The 20157-nt window shown below is 42.4% G+C and carries 25 protein-coding genes and 5 pseudogenes; 28 read left to right on the top strand and 2 right to left on the bottom strand.

The annotated features are described in order from the left end of the window. Positions 1–10: 10 nt before the first annotated feature. From H8S75_RS29440 to H8S75_RS29380, 14 genes are all read left to right on the top strand, one after another. Positions 11–754, top strand: coding sequence for a hypothetical protein (locus H8S75_RS29440; RefSeq protein WP_187024557.1), 744 nt, complete (start codon positions 11–13; stop codon positions 752–754). Between the two features lie 84 nt (positions 755–838). Next, positions 839–1009, top strand: coding sequence for a hypothetical protein (locus H8S75_RS29435; RefSeq protein WP_002570104.1), 171 nt, complete (start codon positions 839–841; stop codon positions 1007–1009). A 29-nt stretch (positions 1010–1038) separates the two neighbouring features. Next, positions 1039–1866 (top strand): site-specific integrase, encoded by an 828-nt coding sequence (locus H8S75_RS29430; RefSeq protein ID WP_187024556.1) that lies wholly within the window; start codon positions 1039–1041, stop codon positions 1864–1866. A 321-nt stretch (positions 1867–2187) separates the two neighbouring features. Then, positions 2188–2319 carry a hypothetical protein gene (locus H8S75_RS33185; RefSeq protein ID WP_279288746.1) on the top strand — a complete coding sequence of 44 codons (132 nt, stop codon included), beginning with the start codon at positions 2188–2190 and terminating at the stop codon, positions 2317–2319. After that, a complete protein-coding gene (locus H8S75_RS29425) occupies positions 2312–2752 on the top strand; it encodes an RNase A-like domain-containing protein (protein WP_187024555.1) in 441 nt (146 codons plus the stop codon). Before H8S75_RS33185 ends, H8S75_RS29425 begins: the two co-directional genes overlap by 8 nt. A gap of 13 nt (positions 2753–2765) precedes the next feature. Further along, complete coding sequence (locus tag H8S75_RS29420; protein ID WP_147296736.1) at positions 2766–3173, top strand: hypothetical protein; 408 nt, start codon at positions 2766–2768, stop codon at positions 3171–3173. Continuing rightward, entirely contained in the window at positions 3055–4113 is a 1059-nt protein-coding gene (locus H8S75_RS29415; RefSeq protein ID WP_002570101.1) for a class I SAM-dependent methyltransferase, read from the top strand. Before H8S75_RS29420 ends, H8S75_RS29415 begins: the two co-directional genes overlap by 119 nt. A gap of 11 nt (positions 4114–4124) precedes the next feature. Beyond that, entirely contained in the window at positions 4125–4511 is a 387-nt protein-coding gene (locus tag H8S75_RS29410; protein ID WP_187024554.1) for a helix-turn-helix domain-containing protein, read from the top strand. Beyond that, positions 4462–5025, top strand: a complete 564-nt coding sequence (locus H8S75_RS29405; protein ID WP_002570099.1) for a sigma factor-like helix-turn-helix DNA-binding protein — start codon at positions 4462–4464, stop codon at positions 5023–5025. The genes H8S75_RS29410 and H8S75_RS29405 overlap by 50 nt, the downstream gene beginning before the upstream one ends. Next, positions 5012–5380, top strand: a complete 369-nt coding sequence (locus H8S75_RS29400) for a hypothetical protein (RefSeq protein ID WP_187024553.1) — start codon at positions 5012–5014, stop codon at positions 5378–5380. Before H8S75_RS29405 ends, H8S75_RS29400 begins: the two co-directional genes overlap by 14 nt. A 166-nt stretch (positions 5381–5546) precedes the next feature. Beyond that, entirely contained in the window at positions 5547–6437 is an 891-nt protein-coding gene (locus H8S75_RS29395; protein ID WP_187024552.1) for a phosphoadenosine phosphosulfate reductase family protein, read from the top strand. A gap of 43 nt (positions 6438–6480) precedes the next feature. Further along, positions 6481–6801 (top strand): hypothetical protein, encoded by a 321-nt coding sequence (locus H8S75_RS29390; protein WP_187024551.1) that lies wholly within the window; start codon positions 6481–6483, stop codon positions 6799–6801. A 13-nt stretch (positions 6802–6814) separates the two neighbouring features. Beyond that, positions 6815–7618 carry a hypothetical protein gene (locus H8S75_RS29385; protein ID WP_187024550.1) on the top strand — a complete coding sequence of 268 codons (804 nt, stop codon included), beginning with the start codon at positions 6815–6817 and terminating at the stop codon, positions 7616–7618. Positions 7619–8634: 1016 nt separating this feature from the next. After that, positions 8635–8883 carry a hypothetical protein gene (locus tag H8S75_RS29380; protein ID WP_187024549.1) on the top strand — a complete coding sequence of 83 codons (249 nt, stop codon included), beginning with the start codon at positions 8635–8637 and terminating at the stop codon, positions 8881–8883. A gap of 324 nt (positions 8884–9207) precedes the next feature. On the opposite strand, the pseudogene H8S75_RS33685 reads toward H8S75_RS29380, so the two are convergent. Beyond that, positions 9208–10313, bottom strand: a pseudogene (locus tag H8S75_RS33685) (IS91 family transposase). Positions 10314–10797: 484 nt separating this feature from the next. Then, positions 10798–10995: pseudogene (locus H8S75_RS29365) on the bottom strand (IS110 family transposase); the annotation flags it as partial. Positions 10996–11595: 600 nt separating this feature from the next. On the opposite strand from H8S75_RS29365, the gene H8S75_RS29360 reads away from it, so the two are divergent. From H8S75_RS29360 to H8S75_RS29300, 14 genes and pseudogenes are all read left to right on the top strand, one after another. After that, entirely contained in the window at positions 11596–11949 is a 354-nt protein-coding gene (locus H8S75_RS29360) for a hypothetical protein (RefSeq protein ID WP_187024547.1), read from the top strand. Positions 11950–11951: 2 nt separating this feature from the next. Next, positions 11952–12614 (top strand): hypothetical protein, encoded by a 663-nt coding sequence (locus tag H8S75_RS29355; RefSeq protein WP_187024546.1) that lies wholly within the window; start codon positions 11952–11954, stop codon positions 12612–12614. 177 nt (positions 12615–12791) lie between these two features. Continuing rightward, a pseudogene (locus tag H8S75_RS33680) lies at positions 12792–13469 on the top strand (tyrosine-type recombinase/integrase); the annotation flags it as partial. Between the two features lie 51 nt (positions 13470–13520). Then, a pseudogene (locus H8S75_RS33675) lies at positions 13521–14408 on the top strand (IS91 family transposase); the annotation flags it as partial. A gap of 410 nt (positions 14409–14818) precedes the next feature. Beyond that, positions 14819–15211 carry a hypothetical protein gene (locus H8S75_RS29340; protein WP_187024545.1) on the top strand — a complete coding sequence of 131 codons (393 nt, stop codon included), beginning with the start codon at positions 14819–14821 and terminating at the stop codon, positions 15209–15211. A gap of 34 nt (positions 15212–15245) precedes the next feature. Next, positions 15246–15383 carry a hypothetical protein gene (locus H8S75_RS29335; RefSeq protein ID WP_187024544.1) on the top strand — a complete coding sequence of 46 codons (138 nt, stop codon included), beginning with the start codon at positions 15246–15248 and terminating at the stop codon, positions 15381–15383. A gap of 273 nt (positions 15384–15656) precedes the next feature. Beyond that, positions 15657–15854 (top strand): annotated as a pseudogene (locus H8S75_RS32895) (VOC family protein); the annotation flags it as partial. Positions 15855–16367: 513 nt separating this feature from the next. Further along, on the top strand, positions 16368–17174 hold the full coding sequence (locus tag H8S75_RS33470) for a reverse transcriptase domain-containing protein (RefSeq protein ID WP_330615964.1): 807 nt from the start codon (positions 16368–16370) through the stop codon (positions 17172–17174). Further along, positions 17144–17665, top strand: coding sequence for a group II intron maturase-specific domain-containing protein (locus tag H8S75_RS33465; RefSeq protein ID WP_330615963.1), 522 nt, complete (start codon positions 17144–17146; stop codon positions 17663–17665). Before H8S75_RS33470 ends, H8S75_RS33465 begins: the two co-directional genes overlap by 31 nt. Before the next feature lie 113 nt (positions 17666–17778). Further along, on the top strand, positions 17779–18117 hold the full coding sequence (locus tag H8S75_RS29320) for a DUF2651 family protein (protein ID WP_187024543.1): 339 nt from the start codon (positions 17779–17781) through the stop codon (positions 18115–18117). Positions 18118–18176: 59 nt separating this feature from the next. Beyond that, the gene (locus tag H8S75_RS29315) at positions 18177–18338 is read left to right on the top strand and encodes a DUF6440 family protein (RefSeq protein ID WP_128125377.1); all 162 of its coding nucleotides are present in this window, start codon (positions 18177–18179) and stop codon (positions 18336–18338) included. A gap of 62 nt (positions 18339–18400) precedes the next feature. After that, positions 18401–18838: a hypothetical protein gene (locus H8S75_RS29310; RefSeq protein ID WP_187024542.1), complete on the top strand. Its 438-nt coding sequence runs from the start codon at positions 18401–18403 to the stop codon at positions 18836–18838. 57 nt (positions 18839–18895) lie between these two features. After that, positions 18896–19447, top strand: coding sequence for a DUF3795 domain-containing protein (locus H8S75_RS29305; protein ID WP_187024541.1), 552 nt, complete (start codon positions 18896–18898; stop codon positions 19445–19447). 62 nt (positions 19448–19509) lie between these two features. Next, the gene (locus H8S75_RS29300; RefSeq protein ID WP_187024540.1) at positions 19510–20028 is read left to right on the top strand and encodes an MBL fold metallo-hydrolase; all 519 of its coding nucleotides are present in this window, start codon (positions 19510–19512) and stop codon (positions 20026–20028) included. The last annotated feature ends 129 nt before the right edge of the window (positions 20029–20157 follow it).

Genomic DNA, 20157 nt, shown 5'->3' with positions numbered 1-20157 from the left:
GAGAAAATCAATGGCACAAAATGTGCAGCGGGACTGGAAGAACGAAGTATCGAAGCAGATCGTGGTTTATAAGACAGATAAGAAGCTTCTGGAGCTGAATGACAAATTAAAGCCGGCCTCCAAACTATTCCCGGCCCATATTCATGCAATGGGAGAGGAAGCGGAGAAGGGCGCCCGCTCTTTAATTCAGATTATCATGCTGGATTACAGTAAAGGGACAGGAGAGAATACAATCAGAGTCAGCGCTCATATCAATCCGGAGGAAGCCAAGTTCCTTTATTCCAGAAATTTTTGTGGGGTATCGTTTGTTGACTTTACTCAGGAAAAGATTTTTGGCGATCCGGATGAGGCTGGACTCAGCAAAGTAACCAAGTTGTCCATTAAACGGTTTGACACGGATGCCAAGGGAGAGAAACGACGGTATCCGTGGATTGCGGATATTGAGAACGGAAGAGGCTTTGCGGCCCATAATTCTAATGGCGGAACCTACTGTAAAAAGGATTCCTATATCTGTGACGACCGGGTATCCGTCAACATTAATGATGTGGATATGTTCAAGCTGTTTGCAAAAGCAGAAGCTTGGATTCGCGTTTTTGAGCAGGACCAGGCATTCAAATCCTGTTTAATCCGCTTTTTCAACAAGCTGTATCTGTTGATAAAAAAAGAAATACTGGGACAGACCGATGTGATTATCCGTCACATAGATGAGTCAGATGAGTGGGAAGAGGATTCGGAAACCAGAAAAGCAAGCTGAGTGAAGGAAATGGTAGATGAAATGCGTCAGTTTTACAAAAAGAGCGGAGTGCCGGATATGTAATGGATAAAGGAGGGCATAGCCATGACAAACAAGGAAATCCGGGAAGAAATGATGCTGCAGATTGAGCAGCTGAAAACCATCAATATCCTGAATCGCTTAGGAATGCACAACAAGGACGAAGAGCAGACAAAGGCAGGAATAAAGAGCCGGATAGAAGAACTGTATCAGCAGTTACTGGAGGAAGCTGTGTAACGTACATACGACAGTAGGAGGTAAACAGAATGTCGATAGTGGGTAAAAGTATAAAACAGAATGACAGATATGTGTTTTTTTATGGAGTAAGTTTTGAAGAAGGGAGATTTATGCTTCAAAGTAAAATTTTGGACAAGATAACCGCAGAGCATAAACGGCTGCGGCGAATAGAACATTCTGCAAATCGATTATATGGCTATTACGGACAGGGATTTTACAAAGGGCGGTTTGCAATTCTAAAACCGGTTTTAGAAGACATCTTTCTTAGGTTGGATGATGTTTTTTATGCTTGGAATCTAATTGATGACTGGCTCTGGAATCTGTATGATGAAGCAACAGACGTGGATCATTTTATGTTCGGTTTAATTCAATTTTTTAACGGACGTACTGATGTGAAACAAATATCTCGTCTTTCATGCAGAACCGTAAAAGGCCAGGAGCGGAAGCTGAAATTTCTTGAGGCGTCCCTGGAAGAAATGGGGAAGACAGAAGATCTCTGCATAATCCGGCTGATGAAGGAAACAGGAATCCGGTTTGGAGATGTAAAAGATATTACGTGGGACAATATTCAGTTTCCTTATGTTTCGGGTGTTATGACAAAGAAAACAGGATCACTTTATCCGGTTTACGAGATTAGTGAAAGAACCTATGAGCTATTAAAACAGCTAAAAAGGAAAGATGAGAAAATCTTTCATAGAAATTTGCCGGCATTTCAGGCTACAGTCAGGAGAGCAGCCGCAGGTGAATTTGAGTTTGCTATTCACGGGATTCGCTGGTACTGGCTCAAGGCGGTAGCAAAAGTTCAGATTCCGAAATCCAACCATAACCATGCAGATATGAATCCCACAGATGGGTGAGAATACTATATATAGAAAAAAGGGTATTGACACACACTATATATGGTGTTAAACTGTACTTGGATTTGATTTTTGCAGTGTTCAATCATTGTAAATAACCTTTGTTCCGGCAGTGTGCCGGGAGTAAAAACATTAGGCTTAGGCCTTATTTATCTGGAAGAAAGACGTCAAAAGTGGAATATATTTTGGCGTCTTTTTTTATTTTAAGGAAGCGCAGGAAGATACCATACGGGAAACCTGCGGTTTACTGAAAGAAGAGAGGAGGGCAGTCACAAATTTAGCTTTATCAAGCGGTAAGGCAGAACAGAAGAAAGAAATTCTATGAAGGATAAAGATGGACCATTGGCAGATGCCGGTGGTTTTTTTGATGGAAAATCAGCCACCAGCACAGAAACCCGTCTGGGATATCTGTGCATTTTATCCGCAAAGAAGAAAGGAGTTACGGATGATTAATTTGTTTCAGGATATCCCGGCGGAAACCATAGAAACAACTCTGGACATGATTCAGAGAAATTTAGATCAGATTGGTCTTTATGGCGGCCACACACTCAGAAAGCATACGGATGTGCAGGTATTGGCCTTAAAAACACGCCTGAATGCAGAGGACATTATTTATGCCACATCTTTCTGGGATATGGAAGTTGCGGCGGCAGTGGTGAAAAGCCTGATGAAGCGGTATTACAATCCGAAAATTAGGGAATGGCTCCTGGATACTACCAGGGACGTGATTTCCCTGCATGGAACCTTTCCCAAGCCGGTGGGGTACGGATTTAAAAGAGGGATTAATGTGCTGAATGAAAACCTGAAAAAAGCCTGTGTGGTCTTATTAAAAGACAGTGATGCGGATTGGGGGGTTCGGATACTGACATGTTATCCACAATTTTAACGGAGGAAAACGAGTGAAACGAACATCAATCAGCCTTCAGGTCATCATGGCAGGCAAATATGACTTTGAAGTAGGAAAGAAAGTAAATTTCCGTCTTGATCCGGAAACCAGTCTTTATATGGTATCCAGCGAGCAGCTGGAATTCGGACTTGCCAAATCGCTGGTTCGTGGGAAACGGGAGGAACTTCAATCGCTGGGAAGTGATTTTTCCGGTATTGTCGTCCAGTCTTCACCGGAAACTATGCGTATGATGGTAAAAGTATTCACGGAAGACGGCCATGACGGGCGGAAGGAGGAAACACATGATACAGGACGAGCTTTACTTGGCAGAAAGGCTGCTAAAAAAAGAGTTTGGAGAGAACTGGAAGGAGATTGTGCGGCATTTGGGCACCCGGGAACTGACAAGCTGTGTTGGGCGTGATTTAACATCATTTATGGCTTTTCCCGAACGGAAACAGGGTGGCAGCAACCGCTGGAGAGGGAACTGTTCTCCCGAGGTGGTACGGGCCGTATTAAAGCATGTTCTGCAGTGCAGGACGTATGAAGGAAAACAAAATCAGGATTTTGTGCTGCTGGATCCAATGTCAGGCTCCGGTACCAGCGGAGATGTGGCAGCCAGTGAGGGAGTGCAATCCATTCTTTATGACTTAAATCCAGAACCGGCAAAGGGGAAGGGAAACTGGGACGCATTAAAAGATGAGGTAGAGGAAAGCTCATCCATGATTTTTCTGCACCCGCCTTACCATTCGATAATTCAGTATTCAGGCAGTGTATGGGGAAAGCCCCACCCAGATGATTTAAGCCATTGCAGCAGTTACAGAGACTATATTGACAAGTTGAATTTCATTATAAAGAAGCTTTTTATCAGTCTGAGACATGGCGGATACTTAGCGGTTCTTGTGGGGGATATTCGGACACAGGGAACCTTTCATTCCATTGCAGCGGATATGATGACGATAGGAACACTGGTATCCTGGATAGTCAAGGGGCAGTATAACTGCCGTTCCAGCAGCCGGACATATAGCGGTAAACCGTTTATTCCCATTGTAACAGAACATTTGCTGCTGTTTAAGAAAGAAGAATGGCTGATGATTCCGTTCAGCTACCGGGTAAACGGTATCTGCGATTTGGAAAAGAATGACTCTTTGGCTCTGTCCTGGTTTCATCTAATCCGGGGAATTATGGAAAAAAACGGCGGAACCATGTCTTTAAAAAATCTTTACGAACATCTCGAAAAACATCCAAAAGCAAAGAAAAATCAATATTACAAGGAACGCATCCGTGCCTGTATTTATGAGCACCGCTCTCACTTTCAAACCGACGGAAAAGGTACTTACCGTCTGGCATATGCGGTGGAGTAAAAGGAGGCGTTATGGGTTATGAGGGAGAGGAAATAGAGGGCTATTACTGCCTTTTAATAGCCATTCTGGGGAACTTTGATGCGAGCGAGGCCCGATTTCTATATGAATACGGACCGGATCATCCAGTTTGCCAGAAGATACTGAAAAAGAGACCGCCACCGGTCAATTTGGCCAAAATGAGTAAAGAGGAGATTAACCAGTGTATGTACCGGTTATTTGAAGAGGGATACAGCAAACGAAGTATCGCTGATTTATTCAGTTGCTATCCTTCCACGGTTAATCGAAGACTTACTATTGGAAAGAAACAGGACGCTGAAAAGAAGATGGAAGAACGGAGGAATCAAAATAATGCACAAACTGACAGATGCCCAGAGGAACTTTGCAGAGGAAAACCATAACATGATTCAGGACTTTTTATTCTACAATCATCTGGACCGGGCTGATTACTATGATGTGGTCGCATTAGGCTATTTGGAAGCTGTACAGGACTATGATGAAGACAGCAGAACCAGGCAGTACAAGTTTGAGACAATCGCTTCGAGAAAGATGTGTGACTGTTTATTTAAGCATTGGCGTTACAATGGCCGGTTAAAACGCAAGGCCTACTTGGTGAGTTTAGATGGGACTGTGTATGAAGATTCCGGGCTGACGCTTTCAGAAACGATTGTGGCAAAAAGTGTAAAGTGTGAGGATTTGGTTTTCCAAAGACTGATGATTGAAGAGGCAATGGTACATATGACAGAAAAGGAAAAAAAGGTTGTCCAGATGAAGGCGGCAGGATTTACCGGGCCTGAGATTGGAACGGCGTGCGGCGTTACTACATCGGGAGTTTATGGCAGGCTATACCGAATGAGGAAGCGGTTGAACCGGGTGTTTTCGGCACAGGAGAGTGAAGTATATGCATATACATAAATTTTCAGATCTTGTGACATTTGATGCGGTTGCCATCGGCGGTACCCTTCCGGCTACGAACGAGTATCGGAGCTTTTTCAAAAATCTGCACCCCAGACAGCTGCTTACTTCCAGAATTACAATTCCTATATACGAGGTGACATACGGTTATGATACCTGCCGGAATAACCGGAGAGAAGGCAAAAAATATGTGATTTTACGGTCCGCCCATGGTGAGGAAGAGCTTGAGATAGATATGCTCTTTCGTGACTGGGTAGAAGTAGAAAATCGGCGCAGGCCATATCGGAAGATATCCAATGTTCAAATTCTGGAAATCAGGCCGAAAGCATATGCCACTCTTTCTCTTACAACGTAAACACGTTTCATTTCTTCATTCCCTGTATAAAAATACAGGTTGCTGTTAGGAATCAGGCGATTGCGGGCTGAAGTTCCGGACTGTATTCGGTTAGCAGCGTAAAAAGACACACCGTTAAGAATGGCTTTTCCGTCCAAAGCAAAATTTATGTGAGGGACGGGAAGGAATGGAACAGTTATATCTGTTTGAAATAGAGAAAAAGATCAAAGGAGCAGTAGAACTGCTGAAAATGTGTGAATCGGCTGCTTTGAGAATGAACCCGGCTGGCTACTACCTGGCTTTCAGCGGGGGAAAAGACAGCCTGGTGATTTACCATCTGGCAAAAATGGCTGGCGTCCGATTCGAGGCACATTACCACTTAACAACAGTAGATCCGCCGGAACTGGTGCATTTTATCCGGCGGAACTATCCTGACGTGATGATTGACTATCCGCCGATTACCATGTGGAATCTGATTATCAAAAAGCAGCTTCCACCCTACAGGAATGCGCGCTATTGCTGTAGGGTGCTGAAAGAGACGGGAGGGGAAGGGCGCTTTGTAATCACTGGAGTAAGATGGCAGGAGAGCCGCAAGCGGGAAAGCCGTGGAGCAGTTGAGGTTTTAGGAAGCAGGAAACCGGATTTAATACTCAATAATGATAATGAAGAAAGCCGCAGGATCATTGAAAACTGCCAGCTTAAAGGGAAACGGTTAGTCAATCCCATCGTCAGCTGGACAGAAAATGAAGTGTGGCTTTTTATCTATTCTCAAAAAATCGCGTACTGTGAGTTATATGACTGCGGGTTCCGAAGGCTCGGCTGTATCGGCTGCCCATTGGCATCGGTAAAAAACAGGGAATGGGAATTTAAACGGTATCCGAAGTTCCGGGAAGCATATATCAGAACTTTTGACCGAATGGTAGAGGCTAGGAGAGCCGCCGGAAAGTCAGATGGGAATTGGAACAGCGGGGAAGCGGTATTCAACTGGTGGATGTATGGAACTCCCAAACAGGAAAAACAGGTAGAAGGGCAGATGGAATTTAACTGTAATGAAGAATTATATGACAAAGCTGTTTAATAACGGGACAAAGTAATCAGTTTCAACAAGGAGGGACAATTATATGGTTATTATTGATGGAAAAATTGCTGTAAGCGTTTGCAGACTGGGCGAAAATAATGTGTATTCGTATGCCCTTGTGGTAAGGCCCGACACAATCCCCACATGGGGACAGGACTGCTACTATTACGATATACACGGACATGCAGTGCTGTTTGATGAGCCGGAGGAGGGATGTAGCTATGCGCGGAATGAAACCCTGGTGTTATTACCGTATACGATGCTAGAGGCATTGTATGAGGAAGTGGAGGGAACCGATTGGGTTGAGGCAGAAGATTCCCCGTTTACGGAGGTTTATAGTGAGATGGAGGCAAAGATTGCCTAAGAGGAGCGGTTACATGATTGGAAAGGCGTGCTGTAATACCTGTGCGTCATTGAAACGGGAACAGAAGGTAACAAAAACGGGAGAGAACCGATATTACTATGGCTGCCGTGTACATGGTCTGATCCGCAAAGCCATTGTATCTGACTCTGGGCTGGAACATCAGTCCTGTGATGAGTGGGTAGCAGCGGACGAACAGAAAATAGAGAACCGGGCGATTGCGGAAACGCTGGGGAAGGAACTTCAATCGCTGCATGATATATGGAAGCAGGTATATGCGTGCGGGGGAGCGGATTTCAACTGCCCGGACGGAGTGGAACTGAATCTTCTCAGAAGCCGCATGATGTCCCAGCGACGCCGGATTAGAAGCTGTCTGTTGGAAGCAGACTATCCCGCCAGTTATAAGTTGGAGATACCGGACATGATTACTAGCCAGTACATGGCGCGGAGAGAGGAGATTGAGGCGGCGGCAAAAAAGGCGCTGCAAATCTACAGGGAAAATAAGGACTATCAGTGGCTTGTTGAAAAAAATCTGGAATTATGTGAGGAAGAACGAAAGGTGTCCGGTATTTACTATGCGCTTGGCTATATAGAACAGTTAGAAAGAGCCATAGAACAGGATGATTATGTTCTGATGCGGTCCCATGAGGTTCCAGAGCATTACATTGAGATATTGAGGATCTGCCGTGATAAAGTGGCTTGCATCATGAAAGAAGGAAAGTTGGTCAGCATACAATCGGATAAGGAAAAAGAGAGGCATACCGGGGGACAGCCGCAGATACCGGGGCAAATGGATATTTTTAGTTTTCTTGCTTCTTGATTAATACTTTATGGAGGGAATGATGGATAGTCTGATGGAGAAAGAGAACTGCCAGACAGAAGGAATGATGTTACAGATAGCAGGGGGAAAGAGAGTGGATAGAAACAGACGATGATTGTGCGCCATTTTGCGGATGTCTTGGAACTGGCGAAATTGAATTTGTACAGATTAACCGCTAACTGTCGGAATATGTATTCTATATCAGTTCCCATGTAATGGTTTGCCTTCAGAATTTTTTAATGAACAGATTGATTCCATACTGAAAAACTATGGGTATCAGCACCCGAAATATGGTAGTCATGAAATAAACGCTGAAGCGGAACCCAGCAGTCAGCAGATAGCGGAAATGTGATTTACAGTCTGGTAAAGATAAGGAACGATAAGGAAGCCGGCTATGATTTGAATGACCATGGCAGGGTGTGATTGTGTGAGAAAGGATATTTTTTATGAATCAGAAGGTAAGCTGGAAACAGTGTGTGGAAATTTTTGAACAGTATCTATTTTCGCTTTCAGGCATGGATTATAACAACGGATGTTATAGATTTACTGTGAAGACAACGGTCAAACGAAAAGACGCACTAAACCATGATGAATTGGCAGAGTTGTGTACCAGATTATGCGCTGTTTGTATTGATGTATGCTTAGAGGGTGAAAAAGATTACTGTTGGACTGTATTTTACACCACAGTAACCTGATAAAGATTGTTTTATAAAAGGCTGCGGCTGATGGATTGTGGACATAATACTTTAAGGAATAATTGGATTCAGGGCAGAAAAGAACGAGCTGTCATATATTAGTCCCCAAATGTAATATGATTATCCCCCATATAGAGGACAATATTGACCGAGGAAATTCCATATACAGTTTTCCTGGCACCTTTTCCAAATGCGGGGCTCCAACCAGAGTCCATACACGTAATGGGGACAAGGGCCGCAACATGAGACGCTGCATTGTGATAATCCGGACTGTGAAACAGAGTGGCTCCGGCAGTTAATCCACTTCACCGGGAAAAGGCCATGGATAACAAAGCTCTGTCAACGGCTACACTATCAAAGTTTTTGGAATATGGTTGGCTGGATTCATTCCAGGATTTTTACCACCTGGATATGTACCGGGAAGAGATTATTCTCTTAAAGGGATTTGAAGTTAAATCCTATGAGAGCCTCTGGTCCTCCATTGAAGCAAGCCGGCACACAATCTTTGAGTGTTATCTGGCAGCTATGGATATCCAGTTCGTTGGCCGGACCATAAGCCGGAGCCTGTGACAGCAGTTTCACGGAAGTCTGAATGACTTTGAATCGGTCGTAACCGGCACACATGATCTCACACAGATGGAGAGCCAATATCAATAACAACATCCATAGCTGGTTTTCAGATATGGACAGTCGCTGTCTTTTTTAGCGATTGTCTTAGTTCCTTTCTAGGAAACTGCGCAAATTAGCAAAGATGGTGTATAATAGACTGGAAATAAAAAATGGTATAACAAAAGAGCGAAGGTGTGACTTCGCCATGACGTTGTCTATGCAGTTTTTTGCTTTTTGGTTTAGACTGCACGATCTGACGGTAGAGAAAGAATAAGACCTATGGAACTATCTATACTCCATAACCTTTCGATATCGTTCAAATAGTGCAGTTTTTTTGTGGTAAACTTCTAAAACCAACATAGAAGTGCCACACTCCGGGCATCTAAGCGGATCATAGCCAAAAGTCATCAGAATTGAATTACGCCAATCAAGGAGTCTGGAAAGATATTGCTGCTTTTGAGGGGATAAACATTTCCGGAGATTTTTTTCCTGTTTGTGGTGCTTTGCATAAATACCGTAGTAACGGACCATTTTAAAGTGCCTGTCAGGGATATGAACAATCAGGCGTTTAATAAAGTCAATGGCGGGGATGCATTCTGTGATCGTTTTATGCTCCTCATGGCGCTGATAATGGAAAGTCACAAAATCCCCGTCATAGGAATCAATTCTGGAAGTGGCAATGACAGGTCTTCCGAGGTATTAGAACATAAGTTAGGTTTGGCTCTGACATAAAATCCCTCAGGCTGATCTTTGTAGAGCTGATTTTTAAGTCTTTTAAAGGAATCCCCCATTTTAGAAGAAAGTTTATCTAAAAGGACTTTGCGAAAAGCCAGACGTAGGAAATCATAATCAAAATGGGGATTGGGGCGCCATGGAGTAAAGTTGCCGGCGGCGCCTTAAGAAATAAGGGCGTGGATGTGTGGATTCCATTTCAAATCCCTCCCAAAGGTATGAAGGACGCAGATAAATCTAGGAGTAAAGTTTTCGGACTTGTGAAGCTTGAAGAACATGTGTAGGATGACCTCCCTGACAGAATGGAAGAGGCAGTTAAGGAGGGAGTGATTCTTAAGAAAAAAGTTACGTATTTCCTCAGGAATAGTAAAGACACAGTGTCTGTGGCTGCAGGAAACGAGTTTACAGGACATACGAAAAGCCCGTTTCTGGTTATACATGTTCCCACAGGAAGGGCAGAAACGGCTTTTACAGGAAAAGGGAACAAATTTAAGGTTCCCACAATGAGGACAGCCAAAGAAAGCGCCGCCATAAGAAGGATCATGGCAGTGGATCATGCGGTTGATGTTATCCATAATGTTTTTGCCAGGGCGGAGGACATATTGGATGTATTCAAAATGGTCAGAAAAAATAGTTTGGAGGATGTTCCTTTTATACATAAGAACATTTTACAATAAAGTATCAAAAAAGGAAATCTCCTAAAACCCCTCATGAGTGAGGGGCAGGGGAGTTGAGAGTGCCGAAGGCACTTTGTTCTGCAAATTAAAAGGAGGAACTGAATGAAAGAAAATCAAAAAGAATACATCAATGAAATATAGACCGGCAGAGAACAAATCTCACATGGAGAGAGAAAGCCAGACGGTGTCCTGACAAAGAAAATCGGGGGAAATACCTTTGCGACCGAAATATTTTTTGAGCAGGGACAGTAAGGATACCTTTCAGAATAAGCTGTTAAAGGTAATATACTCAGAACAGAAAAATAAACAGGGAGAATAAAAGCCAACAGTTGGAAGATGAAAAACAAACAGCATAGAGCAAGCTAAAAAGGTGCGTGAAGTAATTTACGTACCTTGAATTTTAACAAAGATATGTGGAAATATTGGAAAAAATAAGATATAATGTTGCTGTTTAAGAAAAAATAGGCATGGGCTCATAGTATCGGCCTGTATGTTCCATAACAATTCGAGTATCGCCATTTAAGCTTTTCAACTGGCTAATTAGATATGTTATGTCAGAAGATGTGTGTTTTATATCAAATGGTTTAGCAACAATCTCTCCGAATGGGCGGAGGATAGCGATTGTACTTTTGTTTTTTGATACGTCAATACCTACTGCATTCATGGTATTCCCCTTGTTTGGTATTTTGTCAATGGTAAGGTCGGCTTTACTCATTGCTTATTCTAACTACTGGCTGACACGAACGTAATAAATCTACCTGCGTAAAATGAATGCTGCGAATGAGGGCAGGCTGACATTCTACCGGACGGACGCGAAGTCCAAGTGGAAAGCAGTCATACCATTGTTCCCTTCATTCTAACAGCTTGAGCAATAAGAAGGATATGGACATGGCTGGTTGTCATGTACCTTATCCATAATTCTATTGCAGTAGTCGGAAGGAATGTTTTCCATGGGGCGTGACCCCGTTTAGGAGCAAAGCTGACACCCTGGTTATGGATAGGCAGGACGAAGGAAGTGAGGGCCTCTGGAGACAGAGATGATCCTGGTGGACATAGGAGGTTAGCTGCCATAGAGGGAAGGGTATACAAAGGCCATATAAAACGAAAAACAAAGACGTTTTATTTCGAATACCCTTTAGTCCCTATTTGAGTACCAGATACACCGAAATATCCATTACCGAGGCTTATTCACTGAGATAGACAAGGCATAAAAGCCTTGAATTTTCAATAAAAAACACTTGATTATATGAGGAGGAAAAATGAAATGCAAGAAGCAGTATTGAAGATTCAAAAATTAGGAATACCACCGGAAGGATTTCATAAATTCACTAACGATGAGGCTATTATTCAAATATTCGATGAATGGGTAGACGCAGTTACTTCCATAGAAAGACCGATAACATGGGATGAGGCTGAAATACTTATCAAGTGTGCTCCGATAGAAGATATGTCAGGAGTTGAATGGACATTTTTACATTGTATAGAAAGTGTTTTTAAGCCTGAGATAATAGAGGAATATCGAAATCTTATTGGAAAATGTACTTCGGAAATGATGAAGCCCATGTTACTGGAACGGCTATCTAATTATGAGGAAAAACATAAACCAGGAGTGAAATGAGTATGAATAACAATATTTACTTTAAATCAAAATGGTTTGAGAAATGTATTAGGAATTATCTTGAGATTGGAGCAGATGAGCCTATTACAGAGATAATGCTTGCGGGTGTTAAATATTTGTATGTGTCCACAACGAATGGTTATGAATTAGCTTTTGGAAAACAGAAATTACCTATGAAATTTGAATTTAGCAATACTGGAGATGAATGGTTGAGTGCTTGTATCACGGACACTGGAAGATTTCAATATTTTGATGAATTTGTTGAAATACGAAATTGGGGTTCGAATATAGTTTTATATCTGAAAAAGAAAATTTTGGAAGAGGAAGAAGAATTGCGGGCAGATGTACCTATGATAGACACTGCAGCCATGGAATTGTTTGAGAAAAGTGTTAAAACCTATTGGGCAAAGGAAGAAGACTATGAAGGTTTGGTTGAGGATGAAGATACCTGTGATATGGGAATGTTAGTAGCAGATGACTTTGCATATTTAACCAACTTAGAAGTGGTACGTTTAATGTCCTGTCAAATAGAAATACATAGTCTGAAATTCTTAGAGTCTTTAGCAAATCTAAAGGTATTAGAAATTGGTGAAGTCAGACTTCATGGAGTGATCGGATTGGAGAAGTTAGTCGGATTGGATAAACTATGTATCTGGACAAATTGATGTCATACTAATTTAACATACAAATTCCGGTTGAACAAAATCGCTACGCGATGGCCTGCCAAGGCTGTGGTGCAGTTTTTACGTTCCTCTAAATAAAAAGCAGTGGAAAAATCTTCCGCAATACGGTATTGTTAAGTTACCACACAAAACAACCAAATACGGAAACCTCCACTGCCTATGAATACAATAGCATTTTTTGGTGTCTTCCGCAAGCGGAATTATGATGCCAATGCCCCTCCTGACAGGCAGCTGCCACGATCAACGCTGCTTATTTCAGGAGGTTTTATTATGTACGATGATATTTTTGAATCTATCCGCTATGAAGCGGAAAAACGGAACCTGCGGGAAAGTACCATAAACTTGTACTGTGCCAATGTCAATTACTTTCTCCGCTGTATTGGGAAAACCGCCTCTGAGCTTACACTTGACGATGCGGAAAGTTTCCTCTCTGCCAAACGTTTGGAAGGCAGGTCTCCCGAAACTCACAACCACTATCGGTCAGCAATTAAGTTCTTCTACAAAAAAGTGCTCTGGATCCTTTGGGATGATGACATAGTTCCTGCCATGAAAAGGGAACAGAACCTTCCCGCCGTCCTGAGCCGTAATGAGATAAACGCGATCATTGAGGCCACCCAAAACCTGAAGCATAAAGCTATCATTGCGACGATGTACTCTTCCGGATTACGCGTCTCAGAGGCTGTCCATCTCCATTACGATGACATTTCCCGTACCAACATGACCATCCATGTCCGTGAAACCAAAGGCAGGGTCGACAGGTATACCATCCTCTCCCGGAAGAATCTTGACCTTCTTACCGAGTATTGGTACAAATGCGACCGGCCCAGGGGGATACTTTTCCCAAGCTCCTGGACTGGTGGATACCTGGATATAACCAGTGTGAACCAGTTCACTGTGCCGGAAAATCTGAACCCTGTTATCTACAGCAATCAGAAACTTTTATATACAGCGCTTTACCATGCCGCGTCCGATACCCTGCGTGAACTTGCGGCTGACCCGAAATACCTTGGCGCTGACATCGGCTATATCTGCATTCTGCATACCTGGGGGAGCGCCATGAACTTCCATCCCCATATCCATGCCATTGTTCTGGGAGGCGGGCTGGATGCAGGAAATCACTGGAAAGACAGCGGGGAGGACTTCTTCCTTCCGGTCAGGGTGGTCTCCCGGCTGTTCCGCGGAAAATATCTTGCTGAACTGAAACAGCTATGGAAAGATGGAAAACTCGAATTCCACGGTACGGCAGAGCCTTACAGGAACCATTATGCCTTACAGGAATTATTGGATACCTGTTACAAAAAAGAATGGATACCCTACTGTAAGAAGCCGTTCCATGGCGCGGAATCCGTCATCAGGTACCTTGGAAGGTACACACACCGGATTGCCATCAGCAATTATCGTATCAAATGCATGACGGATTCTATGGTCACATTTACTGCAAAAGATTATAAAAACCAGGGCCAGTGGGAGGAGATTACGGTTTCCGGTGAGGAGTTTATCCGCAGATTTCTGATGCATGTCCCGCCAAAGCGTTTTGTCCGGATACGCCACTATGGCCTGCTGTCATCCCGGAACAAGAATAAGAAGATCACCTTGTGCCGGAATCTCCTCGGCTGTAGAAAGTATATCGCAAGGCTGAAAGATCTGGATGCCCCTGCCATGATCCGGCTGCTTTACAATAAGGATATCTGCAGGTGTTCTTCCTGCGGCGGAAGGATCATTCCTTTACCGGCAGGGCAGCCTTGTACAATGCCAGAACCGCATCTTCTATGTTAAAAAAGGCAACTGAATATTTTTTAAGCTTCCTTTGGAGGCTTATTTCTGATGCCATAAACATGACACCGGACGCCGAATCTGGCTGCCATGCATCCATATGCAGTATACTTCGCTAAAAGGCTGGGGAAATTGAAAGTCCATATATAACGGCTACCCGGACGCGCCTTTGTTCAACCAGGAAAAATCGAAACTGATGCAAACGAAAGGGCAGTTATCGAAATATCAAAGCTGCTTTTTCGTTTGCACCACCTTCGATTCTTTCCTTAACGATTTGATGGTTACTTAAAATAACTATTTGTTGCGTAAATATATTGAATTAGATAGTTTGTATAATTTGTATAAGGAGATGGATTTTTATAGAGTGGAAAAATAAAATAGAAGATGAATGTTGTGCAGAAGAATTAAAAGAAATGACAATCGACTATATTAAGGCCGGATTTTTATCAATTGATGAAATTTTAGATGAATGTGAGGAATATATTGAAGATAATTACCCGGATGAATGTGACAATATAACAAAAAATGACTTATACGAAATAATAGAAAATCTTTGTAAAGATACGGAGGATATCTTAATTGGTCTGGCAGCAGTTTATGGGGAAGAAATTGTGCTTAAATCTGGTGGGGAATGGCAGTTACGGAAGGATATAGGCAATAGCTGCTTTATTTCCAATATATACGGAAATAAGTATGAAATGGCGGAGCCTATGGAGATTATATGCACCTATCTGACTTATGGATGCACGGATATGGCTGGTCTGTTACGATATTTAAAAGAAAAATGGAGAAATCAGACTTGCTAAAATCCAAACCCATAGCGGGGGAGGAAATAAAACTATGGGGGAAATAATAATGAGTTTTGAAAATGAACAGACAAACATGGAAAAAATTCGTTGCTGTCAAAAACAACCAAGTGACAACCAACTGTCAACCAACTGGCGGGCAGGTGAACCAACCTATGGCAACCTAGATTAGGGGAGTATAGGTTAGAGGAGAATAGTATAGGGGAGGGTAGAGCAGGAAGTCCACCCCCCACCGGATATGAAAAAGTGGAGATACCGGCTACCCTATGGTATAATAAATTTTCAACCGTGAAGGCCAGTGACAATCCGGTTGGACTTATAGATAATTATAGATAACCTTTTGTGGAAATGGGAAACCACAGTTTGAAAGGAGTATTTGCATGAAACATGTATGTATGCTTATATCGGTGGCCGACATTAACGCCGCGAGAAATTTTTATGAGGATATCTGGGAGAAGTGATCGAGCATAGCTGGGGCTAGCGGGTGATTCGGTTTTACGATTTGGACGGACACATCATAGAGGTTGGCGAGGATATGAAAATGGTGATAAAGCGTTTTCTTGAATCCGGCATGACGATGGAAGAAGTCTCTGTGAAAATGGACGCTTCTATTGAGGATTTGACGAAACTTCTAAACAGCTAATACATGGGACGAATAAACAAATCGAAATTGTGCGCCCAGACGAAGGGCGAATAGTCTAGCAGGTGGGAAACCTGTCTGGTAAGGTCTAACCAACCACCAGCAGCGAGTCTTGGGTGGCTGTCAGTAATGGCAGTTGCTAAGCGTAGACAGCGAGGAAATAGGGAAAGTGATTGAGCCTCGAAATTTTGACATTCGGAGGGCTGACGCTCTAATTTCGGCGGAAAGCAACACAGGCGGCATTGTTATGGTGAGATGCTGTCTGCTTCTGCGGGGTCAAAGAGCTTTTCATGTTTCACATTGTGACTATTCAGTCAACTGGGGAGAGCCTGATGTCCCTTGTTTTTTTTTCAAGTATGGCAGACAACGCTGAAACGGAGGATGCCATATAGATGTCAGGCAGTCGGATAGCTTCATAGTACCGAAGAAGCCGGGTAACTCTGGCAGAGGGAAGGGGGCTACATAATAACGGTCTCTCTGAGGACACATCAGCCGTACTCAGGGACGGAGGTATTGATGGAAACGAAATTGGAGAGAATAGCAGACAAATCGGCTCATGAGCCGAAACCGGAGTTCACATCTTTGTACCATCTGATAAATAAAGAACTGCTGATGCAATGCCACAGGGAACTGGACGGAAGTAAGGCAGCGGGGATTGATGAGGTGACAAAGAATGAATCCGGAAAGAACCTGGAACAGAACATCAATGGGTTAGTAGAAAGGCTGAAAAGGAAGTCATACAAACCACAGCCATCGCTTCGGGTATACATTCCGAAAAGTAATGGAAAACTGCGCCCGCTGGGGATTGCAAGTTACGAGGACAAAATAGTCCAGCTGGCTTTGAAGAAGATACTAGAAGCAATATATGAGCCAAGATTTCTGAACTGTATGTACGGATTCAGACCAAACAGGGGATGTCATGGTGCAGTGAAGGAACTGTATAAGAGACTGAATTTCACAAAGATATGTTATATCGTGGATGCGGATATCAAGGGTTTTTTTGACCATATGAAGCATGACTGGATTATGAAGTTTCTGAATCTATACATTAAAGATTCGAACATTCTCTGGCTGGTGGGAAAATATCTGAAAGCGGGAGTGATGGATGAGGGCAGACTGGCTGAGAATGAAGAAGGCTCAGCACAGGGAAATATCATCAGCCCAATCCTTGCGAATATCTACATGCACAATGTACTTACATTATGGTACAAGTTTGTCATAGCAAAAGATAGCAAGGGGGAGAATTTCCTGATAGTCTATGCAGATGATTTTATTGCGGGATTCCAGTGCAAATGGGAAGCGGAGAAAACTACAGGCTTCTGAAAGAACGGATGGAAAAGTTCGGGCTGGAGCTGGAAGAAAGCAAGAGCAGGATGTTGGAAAGCGGCGGATATCTGGCAAAATCGAAACAGAAACGCGGAGAAACAACAAGGCTGGAAACTTTCGACTTCCTCGGATTCACATTTTATTGCGGACGGACATGGAAAGGAACAGCATGGATGATGCCGAAAACAAGCAGTAAGAAATTTCGGCAGAAACTGAAGGATATGAAAGTCTGGCTGTACGCTAACCGGGACCAGAAACTAGAGAAACTGATGGGAATGCTCAATCTGAAACTGACAGGACACTATAGATACTATGGTGTCAGCTTCAATGGAAGGATGATAAGTAATTTTAAACAACAGGTAAGAGAAATGCTGTTTAAGGCTTTGAATCGAAGGAGCAACAGAAAGAGCTATACACGGGAAGGGTTCATAGAAATGCTGAAATATTATCCATTGGTGATGCCGAAGATATATGCCAGCGTATTCTGAAACTGTAAATGTTATTATGAAGAGCCGTATGCGGGAAAGCTACACGTATGGTTCTGTGAGGGGCTTACATTGCGAGGTGTAAGTCTACTCGACTGGCAAAGGAGCTTGAGTGTATGAAAAAATTGATGATTTGGTTTATAATAGCAGTGTTTTTGATGCTTGGAATGCCTTGGCTTGCTGTAACATTTGCTGGCATGAACGGAATGGCAATATGCTTTATTCTATTTTTTGGTGTTAATCCATTGTTCTCAATATTCAGCGGTATACTTGCTGGCAGCGATGTGAAAAAGTTATGGGTATTACCTATAGTCACAGCAGGAGTATTCATATTGGGAGTATGGATATTTTTCGATATGGGAGAACCGGCATTTTTGCTGTACAGTAGTGCTTATTTGGTTATTGGAATAATCGCTATGCTAATAAGTGGATTTATAAAAAGAAGAAGAAAATGACAAATTCTCGTTTGTCGGGGAATAACACAACAGAAAAATAAATTTAGGGAGGAATACTTATGGAGCGTTTTAAAAAGATTTATCAGCAGGGAATTGTTGATGTGGTTGAAATTTGGGTTGATACACAAACTGGTGTAAACTATGTTTTTCACAGAAATGGAAATGCGGCAGGATTTACTCCATTGCTTGACAAAGATGGAAAACCAATAGTAAGTCAATAGTATTTATAAATTACAGTTTGCTATACTGGAAAAGCGGAATTTGCAAAGGAAGTGAAAATAAAATGTGCGTGGAATGTTATGTTGATGAAAATAGAAAAACGCCATTGTTAAATCCATTGGATTGTTTAGAAAATCACACACAATACATTTGTGGTACTTGCGGGCGGTGCATTTGTATTGAACACGATCCCCATCGTGGATTACAACGATGGAATTTCCCTTTTAAGTCGTTAGAAATTGCAAAGTTGTACTTGCGTACTGCTGATTACAGTATGAAAAAGCCATGTGGTATTTATAAACTGAAAAGCGAAAATGGCAGATTTTCATACAAAATCTTTGCAGGCAGCGAGGATTTGCAGTTATATCTAAAAAAGAATAAAGGAAAAACTTGCGAAGATATGAACCCTATTTTCATTGTTGAAGAATATAGAGAGTATGCAAATACGCGGATAAGAAAATTAACACCTGACGAAATACAGAAATATATGTCAGAGCGATAACTTCCAATTTATCAAACTGGAAAATTAGGATTTATCTTTCTTACATTAGGAGGTTCCATGAAAGGATTTAACCGACCAAATCAATTATTTTCCCTCTGCGGTTTGAATTGCGGGCTTTGCCCCATGTTTTTGAATAAAAACTGCCCTGGCTGCGGCGGCGGTGAAGGAAATCAGTCGTGTAAAATTGCAAGGTGCAGTATGGAACATGGCGGTGTTGAATATTGTTTCCAATGCAGTAAATACCCTTGCGAAAAATACGCTCATATTGACGATTTTGATTCTTTTATAACACACCGAAACCGAAAATCCGATATGGAAAAGGCCAAACGATTCGGGATAGACACTTATAATGCAGAGCAGACGGAAAAAGCAAAAATCCTGGAGGTTTTCTTGTCGGGCTATAATGATGGCCGCAAAAAGACACTCTTTTGTGTAGCCGTCAACCTGCTGGAACTGCAAGAGTTGCAAACGGTACTTAGAGAAATTGATCCTAAACCTGATATGGAAACAATGACGCTCAAAGAAAAAAGTGCTTTTGTTGCCGGATTACTGCAGAATGCAGCGGCAACGAAAAATATTGCCTTAAAGCTCCGTAAGAAAAAGGGTTAATATGAATACGCTATGATTCTTATAGATGAACGGAAAGCAAAATTTTTGATAGGAGAATTAACATGAGCGGGATTCATCAAATAAAATGCGGTAATGTTAATTGCTATATTATCGAAAATGGAACAAATGGAATATTAGTGGACACAGGGAAAAAAGAATTTTTTGGCAAGGTAATTGAATCATGTAAACTTTACAATGTCAAACTGATTGTCCTGACTCACGCACATTTTAACCATGCCGAAAATGCCGCCCAAATATCGGACGTATTAGGGATTCCTATCGGAATGAATGAGAACGATTGTAATTTGATCCAATCGAACGCAAACCAATCGTTATCTGCTGCAAATATTTTAGGAAAAATCGTTCTATCGGCATCCCTTAAAGAATTTTCAGTCCGTTCCATGCCGGAATTTAAACCTAATGTATTATTGCATAGTGATGACAGTTTATCCGATTACGGAATCGATGCACATATCATTTCTTTACCGGGACATACGGACGGTTCCATTGGTATTGATGTAGAGAATAAACATTTGATAGTAGGTGATGCATTGATGAATATGTTTTATCCCACGGTTTAGGTCAGTTTACAAGGAACTACACGCAGACCGAGAAACGGGCTGCTGACAACAAACGGCGGTATGCTCCCGGAGAGGGTAGCATACCGCCTGTTTTGTTGTCCGGGGATTCCAAAGGGGCTTGCCCCTTGG

Origin of the sequence: Hungatella hominis, from assembly GCF_014288005.1 — a bacterium.
Lineage (GTDB): Bacteria > Bacillota > Clostridia > Lachnospirales > Lachnospiraceae > Hungatella > Hungatella effluvii.
This window is presented reverse-complemented; position numbering and strand designations above follow the sequence as displayed.